At 36.7% G+C, this 12,444-nt stretch carries 14 protein-coding genes and 1 pseudogene; all 15 read left to right on the top strand.

Annotation, left to right across the window (positions count from 1 at the left end):
- Nucleotides 1-204 precede the first annotated feature (204 nt).
- The 15 genes and pseudogenes from HXY53_09950 (at nt 205) to HXY53_09880 (ending at nt 12,441) form a co-directional block, all read left to right on the top strand.
- The gene (locus HXY53_09950) at nt 205-579 is read left to right on the top strand and encodes a tyrosine-type recombinase/integrase (protein NWF76866.1); all 375 of its coding nucleotides are present in this window, start codon (nt 205-207) and stop codon (nt 577-579) included.
- Between the two features lie 69 nt (nt 580-648).
- A complete protein-coding gene (locus HXY53_09945) occupies nt 649-1,215 on the top strand; it encodes an HNH endonuclease (protein NWF76865.1) in 567 nt (188 codons plus the stop codon).
- A 116-nt stretch (nt 1,216-1,331) separates the two neighbouring features.
- Nucleotides 1,332-1,816, top strand: a pseudogene (locus tag HXY53_09940) (hypothetical protein).
- 522 nt (nt 1,817-2,338) lie between these two features.
- The gene (locus HXY53_09935; GenBank protein NWF76864.1) at nt 2,339-3,334 is read left to right on the top strand and encodes an aryl-sulfate sulfotransferase; all 996 of its coding nucleotides are present in this window, start codon (nt 2,339-2,341) and stop codon (nt 3,332-3,334) included.
- 105 nt (nt 3,335-3,439) lie between these two features.
- Nucleotides 3,440-3,730 (top strand): acylphosphatase, encoded by a 291-nt coding sequence (locus HXY53_09930; protein ID NWF76863.1) that lies wholly within the window; start codon nt 3,440-3,442, stop codon nt 3,728-3,730.
- A 167-nt stretch (nt 3,731-3,897) separates the two neighbouring features.
- Nucleotides 3,898-5,550: a DNA repair protein RecN gene (gene recN / locus HXY53_09925; GenBank protein ID NWF76862.1), complete on the top strand. Its 1,653-nt coding sequence runs from the start codon at nt 3,898-3,900 to the stop codon at nt 5,548-5,550.
- Nucleotides 5,540-5,758, top strand: a complete 219-nt coding sequence (locus HXY53_09920) for a 4Fe-4S binding protein (GenBank protein NWF76861.1) — start codon at nt 5,540-5,542, stop codon at nt 5,756-5,758. Before recN ends, HXY53_09920 begins: the two co-directional genes overlap by 11 nt.
- Nucleotides 5,759-5,762: 4 nt before the next feature.
- Nucleotides 5,763-6,686 (top strand): ROK family protein, encoded by a 924-nt coding sequence (locus HXY53_09915; GenBank protein ID NWF76860.1) that lies wholly within the window; start codon nt 5,763-5,765, stop codon nt 6,684-6,686.
- Complete coding sequence (gene lepB / locus HXY53_09910; protein ID NWF76859.1) at nt 6,683-7,291, top strand: signal peptidase I; 609 nt, start codon at nt 6,683-6,685, stop codon at nt 7,289-7,291. The genes HXY53_09915 and lepB overlap by 4 nt, the downstream gene beginning before the upstream one ends.
- Nucleotides 7,288-7,635 carry a hypothetical protein gene (locus HXY53_09905; protein NWF76858.1) on the top strand — a complete coding sequence of 116 codons (348 nt, stop codon included), beginning with the start codon at nt 7,288-7,290 and terminating at the stop codon, nt 7,633-7,635. The genes lepB and HXY53_09905 overlap by 4 nt, the downstream gene beginning before the upstream one ends.
- Nucleotide 7,636: 1 nt before the next feature.
- A complete protein-coding gene (locus HXY53_09900; GenBank protein ID NWF76857.1) occupies nt 7,637-8,278 on the top strand; it encodes a riboflavin synthase in 642 nt (213 codons plus the stop codon).
- Nucleotides 8,279-8,307: 29 nt separating this feature from the next.
- Nucleotides 8,308-9,522, top strand: a complete 1,215-nt coding sequence (locus HXY53_09895) for a bifunctional 3,4-dihydroxy-2-butanone-4-phosphate synthase/GTP cyclohydrolase II (GenBank protein NWF76856.1) — start codon at nt 8,308-8,310, stop codon at nt 9,520-9,522.
- Nucleotides 9,523-9,563: 41 nt separating this feature from the next.
- Nucleotides 9,564-10,025, top strand: coding sequence for a 6,7-dimethyl-8-ribityllumazine synthase (locus HXY53_09890; protein NWF76855.1), 462 nt, complete (start codon nt 9,564-9,566; stop codon nt 10,023-10,025).
- A gap of 84 nt (nt 10,026-10,109) precedes the next feature.
- Nucleotides 10,110-10,520 carry a transcription antitermination factor NusB gene (nusB, locus tag HXY53_09885; protein ID NWF76854.1) on the top strand — a complete coding sequence of 137 codons (411 nt, stop codon included), beginning with the start codon at nt 10,110-10,112 and terminating at the stop codon, nt 10,518-10,520.
- A 112-nt stretch (nt 10,521-10,632) separates the two neighbouring features.
- Nucleotides 10,633-12,441: a hypothetical protein gene (locus HXY53_09880; GenBank protein ID NWF76853.1), complete on the top strand. Its 1,809-nt coding sequence runs from the start codon at nt 10,633-10,635 to the stop codon at nt 12,439-12,441.
- Nucleotides 12,442-12,444 lie beyond the last annotated feature (3 nt).

Here is a 12,444-nt window from a genome sequence, read left to right as displayed (position 1 = left end):
TGCTGATTATATGATCTTTTATAATACTCAGAGACCACATAAGTCTTTGGGATTAAAAAGCCCTGTAGAGTATTTGATTGAAAATGGAGAAATGTCGCAAAAGTCTTTAACTTATACAAGAAGTTGCAAAAATACTTGATTCAGTGGATAATTTGAAGCACAAGGCAATTCTAATACTTGTTTATTCTGCTTTAAAGACCTTGAGTGAAATATTGGAGAGAATATAAGCCGGTGAAATGGTTGTTCCCTGAGCCAAATAGCGAAAGAAATATTACCATAAGGACTGCTCAAAGTGTATTTGAGATGTCTTGTAATCGGGCAGGGATAAGGAAAGATGTAACCATCCATAGTCTCAAGCATTCATTCGCAACACATCTTTTAGAGAATGGAATAGACCTAAGATATATTCAAGAACTATTAGGTCACAAGAGTTCAAAAACCACTGAAATATATACACATATAAGTACAAGAGACTTCGCAAGGATTAAAAATCCGTTGGATCAAATAATTAAAAGAAAGGAGTACATAGGGAGGGATATCAGGGATATCCGACATAGTCGTCTATACTTCCAAAATTGAAGAAAAGGCGACATTGTCGTCTGTGAAGGAGATAAGCGAAATTCAAATGATAAAAGAGGTTTTTGAAAAATGCCTGATAAAGATGTAAAGACAATCCGAAACCTCATATATTACCAATATGCAAAAATTATCGCTAGGAGAGCCTTTTCTACATCTGACGGAAAGGAAGCAAAGAAACAACGATATTATGGTTTTATAAAAAAGACGTTCCTTGAATTGAAAAATGGCACTAAATCATGGTCAGAAATTACTCATGAAGACTGGCAGTTGGTTGATTCTGAAAAGAAGTGTATATACTGTGGGGCTGAAAGTGATATTCAGAAAGAACATATTGTTCCAAGGTCTTTGCAAATTAAACTTGAATGTAGAACATGCGACAAAATCCAAGGTATTCATAACCAAGTGTGGGCATGTAGACAGTGTAATTCTTCAAAAGGTACGAAGGGGCTCTATGAATTCTTCAAGGAAAAGTATCCAAATGAAAGAAAATTTTATGATCTCATTCCACCATTATTGGAGAAGAAATATTTGAAAACAATTTACAATTGTCATGTATGTGCCCAAACTCTGACTAAGGGAGATATAGATGGCGACGGAGAAATATCCGTATTGGATATTGACTTTATACTTCATTGAACTTCGCCTAACACAGCATAAAAGGTTCGTGCCTTACGGCACTCACCCAAAATAATACAAGAAAGGAGGCAAGAAGCATGGATATGAGAAAATTGGCTTTATGTATATGTGTGGCGATGGTTTTTGCCTTAGTCGGTTGTTCTAAACAATCAAAACAAGTAAGTGAGCTAAAAAGGTTTCCCATTGAAAACCTTGAGGGACTCATCACGCAGTCTGGGGTACAGATTGATAAGGAAATTTCAAGTGACGGCAATGGCTCATTGAAAATTACAGCGAGTGAACCCATAGTGGTACGGTTATTTGAGACAGACGATATAGACATTGAGGATGCGCGTCTAATTTACCAAGCTAAGGTTCGCACAAAAGATGTAGAAGGTCAAGTATATTTGAGATGTGGTGCCATTTTTCTGGCAAAGGCGAGTTTTTCTCCCGAGGATTACAGACACCCCTAACTGGCACCACGGATTGGACAACAGAGGAAACACTGTTCTTTCTGAAAAAAGGAGAGAATCCAGACAATGTGAAACTTAATCTGGTTATCAATGGTAGAGGGACTGCATGGATTGATGATATTCGGATTTTGAAAGGACCGCTTATATAGGGAAGGAACCGACTTCATATAACAGCGGATAAAAGGGAAATCAAAGATTTCCCTCAATTGCCTTCGGCAACTTCTTTTATCCGCAACCGATAAGCGGTCATCGGCTTCGCAAGAAATGCCCTTCGTGCATTTCCGCCAACCGCAGCCCCCCTTTTAGGTCATGATATACCATCGCCGCTATTCATAGCGGCGAAATAAAATATTAAGGGTAATATCAAAAGTTTCATGGGAAAAAGTACGGGATATGAAAACAAACTAAGAGGGAGGTTACAATATTATCCCCTAACAAAAGATATCTTTACAGTATCCCCCTTTGGCGGGGAACAAAGGATCTTTATAGTATTCCCCGCTGGCGAGGGACAAGAAGGGAGGCAAGCAAAAAATAAACAATGCATTGATAATTAAGTGTTTTAAGTCTTTTTGAGAAAAAACTTTTGACAATACTATATTAAGATTGAGGAGGTAAAAATGAAATTGACTAATATTGTTATTCAAATGATACGTAAGGTTTTTAGTTTTACTATGTGCTTATTCATATTAGGATACCTTCTGGTTGCAGTTATAACATTATATGCCCAGCCACAACGGGTTGCTAGAATGGATAAAAATGGCGATGACAAAATATCCAAACATGAATTCGAAGGACTGAATAAAATGTTTACTGCTATGAATACTGACGGAGATAGATATGTGAGCAAAGAAGAGAGTCAAAACTTTCGAAAAACGCGCAAATCTAAGAATATAAATATTGAAAATAATGAGAAACAAACTTACCCTGATTTGATTATTAAGAAATATGATAAGAAACGAGCATGGCCTGGCAATATAGTATTTGCTGACAGTAATCGTAAATGCATAGTCGAAGCTAATCTTGAAGGTAAAGTTGTATGGCAACATTCGCTTCCGAATGCCAAGCTTTTAGGCGATGTAGAATTGTTGCCTAACGATAATGTACTCGTTCTTAGCGCCCATGACGGTATTTACGAAATCAACCGTTACCATAAGGTAGTCTGGTCATACAAGAATAAACTGGTTGATCACGATATTGACAGGCTCCAAAACGGCAATACATTGATTGCAAGCGCGAGTTCGGAAAAAGCTTCAGAATTTCCATATAAAGACCCTCAAGTATTTGAAGTGAATCCTAAGGGAGAGATAGTCTGGAAATGGTATGCAAAAACCGAGTATGCCAATAGCAAATATAAGGATATTCGAAGCAAAGACGCCAATGACTGGGTACATGTAAACTCAGTCCAGCGGCTTAATGATGGGCTTACATTGATAAGTATGCGCAACTGGAACCTCTTGATTGCTGTCGATGAAAAAGGTTTGACGAAATGGAAAACGGGTGCCACTGAACTACGGAAACAAGGTGCGAAATCGCAATCTCCAAGCTGTCCACATACGGCTGTCCTGCTTGAAAATGGCAATATCATTGTCTCTGAGCCAGTAAAGGGGCGTGTAATAGAGTGGGATCCAAAGCAAGAAAAGGTAGTATGGTCATATGCATTATTCTAATTGCATTTTTCGGGTTAACCGTAAATCCAACTATATACAGAATAATACATATTCTGTCTCACAGATGAGTAACACATGACAAATATGATATAATTTCTTTGTAACATGAATGAGGCAAGGGCGCACTTGTTCATTGATGGAAGAGTACAAGGGGTTTTTTATAGAGCCTTTACAAGAGATATTGCCAGTAGCCTTGGACTAAATGGTTGGGTAAGAAATCTCAGAGATGGCAGGGTTGAGGCACTCTTTGAGGGTGAAAAGATGCTTATTGAAAAAGCTATTCAATCCTGTTATAAAGGTCCTCCAGGGGCAAGGGTTTCGCATATTGATGTAACGTGGGAGCCATACGTTGGTGACCAGAAAGGATTTATAATACGATATTCATCATATGATTAATTATTATCCAGATCCAGATATAATATGAGTGAACCTAATGTTAGTCCACGAATGCTTTCGAGGTGCAGAGCAATCTTGCTTCAAGATACGAGATTGAATTCCCCGATTCAAGTTAGGGGCTGCAGAGGCACTCTTATTGCTGGATTTGATTTTTTTACCCTCAATGAATGCTGAAAGAGCTCAGAATCAAAAATTTAGCAATTATTGATGACTTACGACTTAGATTTGAAGCAGGATTAAATGTTCTGACAGGTGAAACTGGAGCCGGAAAGTCAATTTTAGTTGATGCTCTAAGTCTTGCTCTTGGCAGTAGAGCCCAATCAGATTTGGTCAGATCTGGTGAAAAAGAGGCGATTATCCAGGCTTACTTCGAAATAGACGGAATTCGAATGCCTGATATTGGATTGGACATTTCTGAAGGGCTTATCCTGAGACGTTACATTTCTGCGTCTGGAAAGAGTAAAGCATATATAAATGATATAATGGTTAGCATGCAGAGTCTTGCTGAAATTGGAAAAAAACTTGTGGATATTCATGGACAGCATGAACATCAGAGCCTTCTTTCTCTTGATATGCATAGAGAGTTTCTTGATGCTTTCGGCAGACTCAAAGATGACAGAGAGAGAATCAGTGCTCTTTATACAGAGGTTTCATTATTGAAGGAAGAGGTAACTGATTTAAAACAGAAGTTGAAAGATAGAGCACAAAGGATTGACCTTCTGAGATTTCAGATTCAGGAAATTGATTCTGCTTCATTGAAAATTGATGAAAAGGAGAAACTTCTGGAGGAAAAAGCTATTCTGTCGAATCTGAGTAAATTGAATGAACTGGCTGAAACTGCATATTCAATGATTTATGGAGATGATGATTCATGTATTGAGAAGCTTTCTGTAATCATATCAAAGGTAAAAGAAATCGCAGCAATAGACCAGAATGCAAATGATATTCTTAGCATGCTTGAAGAGGCAAACCCATTGATAGAGGATGCTTCTAATATGCTTAGACGTTATAAAAACAGATACGATCTTGAACCAGCAAGACTTGAGGAAGTTGAGAACAGACTTGATTTAATTAAAAAGCTTGAAAAAAAATATGGTGAAGGAATGATGAATATAATTAATTACAAAGAAAGTGCAGAAAAAGAACTTAAATCCCTTGAAATTATTGATGAAAGAGTTGAAGCATTAGAGTCTGAACTGAAAATAAAAGAGGAAATGCTTATAAATGCAGCACGTTCTCTTTCCGGTAAAAGACAAAAAACTGCTTTAATGATGAAAGATTTGATAGAGAAAGAATTTAAAGAACTCGCCTTTAGTGATGCACAATTTTTAGTTGATCTTAAAGAAGAATCTCTTGCTCCTCATGGCATTGATAGGGTAGAATTTAAATTTACTGCTAATTTAGGAGAGCCTCCTAAACCACTTGCGAAAATTGCTTCTGGTGGAGAGCTCTCAAGAGTAATGCTCGCTTTGAAGAGTATTCTCTCAGATTTTGACAGTATACCGGTATTGATTTTTGATGAAGTCGACGCAGGGATTGGCGGAAAAACAGCCCATAGTGTTGCTCGGAAACTTAAAGCACTATCGAGCAAACACCAGGTGCTGTGCACAACACATCTCCCGCAGATAGCCTCAGTTGGCGATTTTCATCTCAAGACCGAGAAAAAACAGAAGGGAGAAAAGGTTTACGTAGAAGTGAAGGAACTAAAAGATAATGAGAGGATGAAGGAAATAGCTCGTATGCTTGGTGGTACTATAACGGATGTTTCACTCAAACACGCAAAAGAACTACTTGAGAGGGCTATTCTATATGAAAGGTAAAATTATAATAGATAAAGAACTCTGTAAAGGGTGTAGCTATTGCGTAGATGTATGCCCTTCAGATGTTATAGTTATAGAGGAGACTTTCAATACGAAAGGTTTTTTTCCTGCTTCTGTTGAAAATGAAGAAAATTGCACAGGGTGTTGCATGTGTGCTCAGATGTGTCCAGAGATAGCAATAGAAGTATATAGGGAAGAGAATATATAGAGAAATGGGAAAAAAATATACAATAGGAATAGACATTGGTGGTACAAATATGAGAGCAGGTTTGATCTCAAGAGATGGATCAATCATAGAAAAAGTGAAGCTGCTGACCTCTGAAGAGATTCTTGATTCTTTGATTAAGGTAGTTGATAGTCTTATATCAGATCAGGTGGCTGGAATTGGCATTGGTGTTGCGGGTCTTATACATAAAAAAAATAATAAAGTATTAATTTCACCAAATCTTCAGGTTGCAGAAAAGTTAAATTTTGTTGATGAATTGAGAACAAAATTTGAAGTGCCAGTCATTATAGAGAATGATGCAAATGCTGCTGCATTTGGTGAAATGTGGGTTGGGGCTGGAAAAGATTTTAGAGACTTTTTTCTTTTCACCCTCGGAACAGGTATAGGCGGGGGTGCTATATATGAAAGGCGTTTAATGAAAATCTCAGCAGAGGTTGGACATATGACTATAATTACTGATGGTGAAAAATGTAACTGCGGGAATTACGGCTGTCTTGAGATGTATGCATCTGCAACAGCTATACTTTCAAAGGCGATATCTGCCCTCGAAGAGGGCAGGGAGAGTATTTTGAGGGAATATTGTAATGGTAATTTTTATAAACTTACAGCAGAGGATATTTATAAAGCAGCACTTGACGGAGACTCTCTATCCAGAGAAATTCTGAAAAATGCTGGGAAACATCTTGGGATCGGAATCGCAAATATTATTAATCTTATGAGTCCTGGTGCAATAATCCTTACAGGAGGTCTTATTGGAGCATGGGAGATTTATATTCGAGAAGCAATAAGAGAGGCATCCAGAAGAGCTTTTAAACCATTGTTTGAGGTGGTAGAAATAATTCCAGCTTCACTAATGGATGATGCAGGGATAATAGGTGCCGCTGGTCTGGCATTTCAGGTGACAGCATGAAGAGTAAGAAGAAAATTTTCAGAGAATATTTAGAAGCGATAATAACAGCACTGATTCTTGCACTCATAATACGGACATTTGTTGTTCAGGCATTTAAAATCCCTTCTGGTTCAATGATTCCAACACTGTTGATAGGTGATCATATCCTTGTAAATAAATTTATTTATGGTATAGAAATACCATTTACCGATAAGAAGATTCTTATATTCAGAAAACCACATAGAGGAGATATAATAGTTTTTAAATATCCTGAAAATCCAAAAAAGGATTTTATTAAAAGAGTTGTTGCTATCGAAGGTGACGTTATAGAAGAAAAAGATAAGGCACTTTATTTAAATGGACAACGTGTTATAGAACCCTATGCATACCATTATGATAAATATGTGAAGCCCAATGGATTTGATCCGAGAGACAATTTTGGCCCTTTAGTTGTTCCAGAAGGGAAGGTTTTTGTTATGGGTGATAACCGTGACCAGAGCTATGACAGTCGATACTGGGGGTTTGTAGATTTAAAAGATATAAGGGGTAAAGCTCTTATTATTTACTGGTCATGGGACCCAAATAATTGGCTAAGATATAACAGAATAGGGAGGTTAATAGGATGAAAGATTTAAATAATGAAAAAGGTTTTATTAAATTTATTCTGACACTTATTATACTTATATTGCTGGTTTATGCAGGTATTGTGTTCGGTAAACCATATTACAAATATTCTGCCTTGAAATCTGATGCTAAAGAGATTGCAAGAATTACTATTGGCGAGGTGGATAGAGCTAAGGAACAGGTTCTTGAAAGAGCACATGAGCTCAAGATACCTTTATCTGAAGACAAGATAACTGTTACAAAGACAGAAAAAACCGTTCGTATAAGAACTTCCTGGTCAGAGACAGTTGATTATCTCGGTTTATATCAGAAAACATTTAATTTCAAGATTGATGTAGAGGAGTAAAATGTTTACAGGTATTATTGTCGAAATGGGAGAAGTGAAATATCTAAAAAAGTTTGCTGGCAAATCAGTTTTATCACTAAAAGCAAAAGAAGTTACATTATCAGCAAAAGTGGGTGATAGTATATCTATAAATGGGGTCTGTCTAACAGTCATTAATTTGCATAATCAGGAACTTTCTTTTGACCTTTCTGAAGAAACTCTGAATAGCACAAATCTTGGAAGCCTCTCAGCAGGTGATTTAGTTAATATAGAGCCTTCACTTACTCCTGATTCTAAGATTGGTGGCCATTTTGTAACAGGCCACGTTGACACTGTTGGCACTATCAGGTCAAAAGTCAAGATTGGTGATATGCTTAAAATAGAGATCGAAGTCCCTCAACATATGATGAATTTTATTGTGGAAAAGGGGTCAGTAGCGGTTGATGGAATAAGTCTTACTGTAGTAGATGTTTTTAAGAATAGTTTTACTCTGATAATCATTCCTCATACTGCAAAACTTACAACTCTGGGATTCAAGGCTCCTGGTGATACTGTAAATATTGAAGCGGATATTCTGGGGAAATATGTGGCAAAATTTCTAAACAGACAGGTGGATAGAGAATTGATTTTTATGAATACCCTTAAAGAGGGTGGTTTTATCTGATTTTTTAAAAGGAGTTTGAGGATTTCAAGATGGAAAGGTATAGATTTAATACAATAGATGAAGCTATTGAAGATATAGAAAAGGGGAAAATGGTTATTCTGGTTGATGATGAGGATCGTGAAAATGAAGGTGATCTTTGTATGGCAGCAGAGAAAGTTACACCAGAAGCAATCAATTTCATGGCAAAATACGGCAGAGGTCTTATTTGTCTCTCCTTGACCCCTGAACGTGTAGAGGAATTAAAACTTCCACTTATGACAGATGACAACACTTCTCCTTTCGGAACCGCCTTTACAGTATCGATAGAAGCGAAAAGAGGTGTAACAACTGGGATTTCAGCCGCTGATAGGGCAAAAACAATATTGACTGCTATAGACCCCAGAACAAAACCCGATGATCTTGCAAGACCCGGACATATCTTTCCTTTAAAAGCGCGCCCAGGAGGTGTATTGCAGAGAGCAGGACAAACAGAGGGGTCTGTTGATTTAGCAAAAATGGCTCGATTAACCCCTGCAGGGGTTATCTGTGAGATTATGAATGACGATGGCACAATGGCACGAGTTCCCGAACTGATGGAATTTGCAAAGAAACATAATCTAAAAATAGTTACTGTTAAGGATATCATCAAATACAGGATGAGAACAGAATTATTTGTTAAGAGGCTTGTGTCTGTAAAACTACCAACAAAATACGGTGGAGAATTCAATGTTATAGCTTATACAAATGATATTGATAACGCTATACATCTCGCACTGGTGAAAGGGGAAATAAAGCCAGAAGATGAAGTTCTTGTGAGGGTACACTCACAATGTCTAACCGGAGATGTTTTTTCATCAGAGCGATGTGACTGTGGAGAACAACTGAGAAAAGCTATGGAAATGATTAAGAAAGAAGGTAAAGGGGTTATTCTCTATATGAAGCAGGAAGGTAGAGGCATCGGTATTATTAATAAGTTGAAGGCATATGATTTACAGGATAAAGGACTTGATACAGTGGAAGCTAACATAAAACTCGGCTTCAAACCGGATCTCAGGGATTATGGAATAGGTGCTCAGATACTTGTGGATATTGGTGTAAGGAAGATGAGATTGATGACGAATAATCCGAAGAAGATTGTAGGATTAGAAGGATATGGTTTGAAGGTAGTTGAAAGAGTGCCAATAGAGACAAAACCCAATGAAAGAAACATAGTTTATCTCAAAACGAAAAAGAAGAAATTAGGGCATATGCTGGATAGTGTTTAGCTTTTATAAAGAAAAAATCGTTCTATATAATAGGAGGATTTATGAAGATTCTTGAAGGAGAGCTTCAGGCAAAGGGATTGAAGTTCGGGATAGTGGTCAGCAGATTCAATGAGTTTATAACGAGCAAGCTTTTTGATGGTGCAAAGGATGCACTTATAAGACATGGAGCAAAAGAAGATGATATTGATGTCATAAAGGTTCCGGGTTCTTTTGAAATTCCAATGATAGCTAAGAAAATGGCTTTGAAAGGCGTATACAACGCTATAATATGTCTTGGAACAATTATCAGAGGTGCTACCCCCCATTTTGAATATATCGCCGCAGAAGTTTCAAAAGGGATTGCATCAGCATCTATCGAGACAGGAGTGCCAATAGCTTTCGGAATTATAACATCTGATACCATTGAGCAGGCTGTTGAAAGAGCAGGCACAAAGAGCGGGAATAAAGGATGGGACGCAGCAATAACAGCCATTGAAATGGCACAACTGCTGAAAAAGTTATGAGTTATGAGATACAAGTTACGAGTAAATTTAAATATATAAAAAGATTAAACTATTCACTACCCACTATCCACTATTTTATGTTTTATGAAAAGACGTAAGTCTCGTGAATACGCTCTTCAAATGCTGTTTCAGTTGGATTTTACAGAAAAAAAGATAAACGGCAAAGACTTCGAAGATTTCTGGTCAGATAAGAAAGAGGACATGGATATCAGGCAATTCACTGAAGAGCTTGTGAAGGGGACATTGATGCATCTTGATGAAATAAATAGAAAGATAGAAAGTGCAACTGAAAACTGGATTTTAGAGAGAATGGCTGTGGTTGATAGAGCCATATTGAGATTTGCAGCCTTTGAAATACTTTACAGAAAAGATATCCCGTCTGCTGTTACAATTAATGAAGCTCTGGAGATTGCAAAGAAATTTTCATCATCAGAAGCTGCACCCTTTTTGAATGGTATCCTTGATCGCCTTGCAAAAGATGTTGGAAAAGTTTGAAAATATATTCTTTTATTGAAGATTCGAAGATCGAAATAATTCGTGTTGAGTATAATATTGAGGCCGTGCAAAATAAATTACTCATAGAGTGACTATCAATAGGAAGGTAAAGATGTGCAAGAATACAGAAATCAGGCAGCAGATGGCAGAATTTAGAAGTAAAAGTAAAAGGGCAATGGTCAGAAATCTTTCAGGGCTCTTTTTTTTAATAGTACTTTTTACTATTCACTTTTCATTTTTAACTGTTTATGCAACTGATAATCCATTCTTAAAGATGAGGGATGAAGCGGTTTCCTATTTTAAACCCCTGACAGGAACATTAATGGTTGTCGAAGGCAAAGAGGCTATCATTGATCTTGGTCGAAAGGATTCTGTAAAGGCCGGAATGAGATTCAGTATTTTTAGAGAAGAAGCTCCATTTAAACACCCTGTTACAAAAGAACCATTGGGCTTTATGGAGTCCTTTATCGGAAAGTTGGAGGTCAAAGAAGTATATGAGGATAAATCATCATGTGAGATTATTAATGGTGATGTAAAAGTAGGAGACAGGGTTCGCATATCTGCGATGCAGGTTGATATGCTTTTTTATCAGTCCCCTGATATAGATTGGTATATAGCTGATATCTATTATAAAACATTAAAAGACACTAATAGATTTCGTTTGATAGATACGGATATTGAGACATATGAGATTGAAAAGATTATTAAAAAGGCAAAGGAACTCGGTGCCGATGTTGTTCTTTTTTTATCCATGAAAGAATTTGATAATGAAGCGATTCTTCAGCAGAAGCTTTTCTGGACATCTGATAGTGTTCAATTTTCTGAAATTAGTTCACCAATAGGCAGTGAATTTTTAGGTGAACTCAGTATTGGTGATAAATACTTTAAACTTAGTGAAGAAAAATCAAAGATTGATATTGATATGCCGATTGATGCATTTATGATAGCAGAAGGAGATATAGACGGAAATGGACAAAAAGAGCTTGTCGTTAGCACCGATAGAGATATTCTAATATTTACGCTGAGAGTCGATCTTCAACCTGCTTTAGACGGAATGACTATAAAAGGTAGTTCCTCTGATAATATTATATGGCTCGACACCCTTGATCTAAATAGAAATGGTAAAGACGAGATAATTATCACAAAGATGCAGAGTAACAGCCTTGACACAAAAAGTATAGATGCGAGCATGTCTGAAGATGCTCGAGGAAAAGGTAGTATAGTGTCTTTTATATACGAATTACGAGAGAATGAATTTGTTTTACTTTACAAGAATGAAAATACATTCTTTAGAAAGGTCGGAAATGAACTTGTTGCTCAGAAATATTCATTAGCTGAGGGGTATGAAGGGAATGTTTTCAGGATAATCTATGAGGATGATTATAAAAAGGGCGATAATTTAAAGCTACCTGAGGGTGTTAATATTTATGATTTCTTATATATTAATGATCTGCGAGCTGGAAAACTATTGTTCTCATACGATGAAAAGGGATTTCTGAATCTTTATAATACAGATAATGTGAAACTATGGAGAAGTAAAACTAATACAGGCGGTTTCCTCAAGACATTTAATAAATCATCCCCAACAATTATGGTTGATAGGGGTGAATGGTCAGTAAAAGACAGACTTTTTTTAAAAAATAATAAAATTCTTTTTATCAAAAGAATTCCGTTATTAGAAATGGTCAAAGGGATAGGTTACAGGGGTTCGCAGATAAGAACTTTGAGTTGGAATGGACTTTTAATGGAAGAAGGTGTTTTAATAAAAAATATAAATGGAAATATTCACGACTTTATAATTGATGGTAACAAAGTTATTGTCCTGAATAGCCCGATGTTGGGGCTTAGACCGACAAAGATACTAAAGGGGGAAAATCCATTCGGGAAGGTTTTAACTATTTATTCGATGAAGGGGATTTAAATA

The organism is Nitrospirota bacterium (assembly GCA_013388455.1).
Classification (GTDB): domain Bacteria; phylum Nitrospirota; class Thermodesulfovibrionia; order Thermodesulfovibrionales; family SM23-35; genus JACAFF01.
The sequence above is the reverse complement of the archived record's forward strand: the minus strand, read 5'-3'. Positions and strand labels throughout refer to the sequence as shown.

Coding starts and splice junctions, on each gene's coding strand:
- HXY53_09890 (NWF76855.1), top strand. CDS start 9,564: ATGAAGATTCTTGAAGGAGAGCTTCAGGCAAAGGGATTGAAGTTCGGG.
- HXY53_09945 (NWF76865.1), top strand. CDS start 649: ATGCCTGATAAAGATGTAAAGACAATCCGAAACCTCATATATTACCAA.
- recN (NWF76862.1), top strand. CDS start 3,898: ATGCTGAAAGAGCTCAGAATCAAAAATTTAGCAATTATTGATGACTTA.
- nusB (NWF76854.1), top strand. CDS start 10,110: ATGAAAAGACGTAAGTCTCGTGAATACGCTCTTCAAATGCTGTTTCAG.
- HXY53_09905 (NWF76858.1), top strand. CDS start 7,288: ATGAAAGATTTAAATAATGAAAAAGGTTTTATTAAATTTATTCTGACA.
- HXY53_09915 (NWF76860.1), top strand. CDS start 5,763: ATGGGAAAAAAATATACAATAGGAATAGACATTGGTGGTACAAATATG.
- HXY53_09920 (NWF76861.1), top strand. CDS start 5,540: ATGAAAGGTAAAATTATAATAGATAAAGAACTCTGTAAAGGGTGTAGC.
- HXY53_09895 (NWF76856.1), top strand. CDS start 8,308: ATGGAAAGGTATAGATTTAATACAATAGATGAAGCTATTGAAGATATA.
- lepB (NWF76859.1), top strand. CDS start 6,683: ATGAAGAGTAAGAAGAAAATTTTCAGAGAATATTTAGAAGCGATAATA.
- HXY53_09900 (NWF76857.1), top strand. CDS start 7,637: ATGTTTACAGGTATTATTGTCGAAATGGGAGAAGTGAAATATCTAAAA.
- HXY53_09880 (NWF76853.1), top strand. CDS start 10,633: ATGTGCAAGAATACAGAAATCAGGCAGCAGATGGCAGAATTTAGAAGT.
- HXY53_09935 (NWF76864.1), top strand. CDS start 2,339: ATGTGCTTATTCATATTAGGATACCTTCTGGTTGCAGTTATAACATTA.
- HXY53_09930 (NWF76863.1), top strand. CDS start 3,440: ATGAATGAGGCAAGGGCGCACTTGTTCATTGATGGAAGAGTACAAGGG.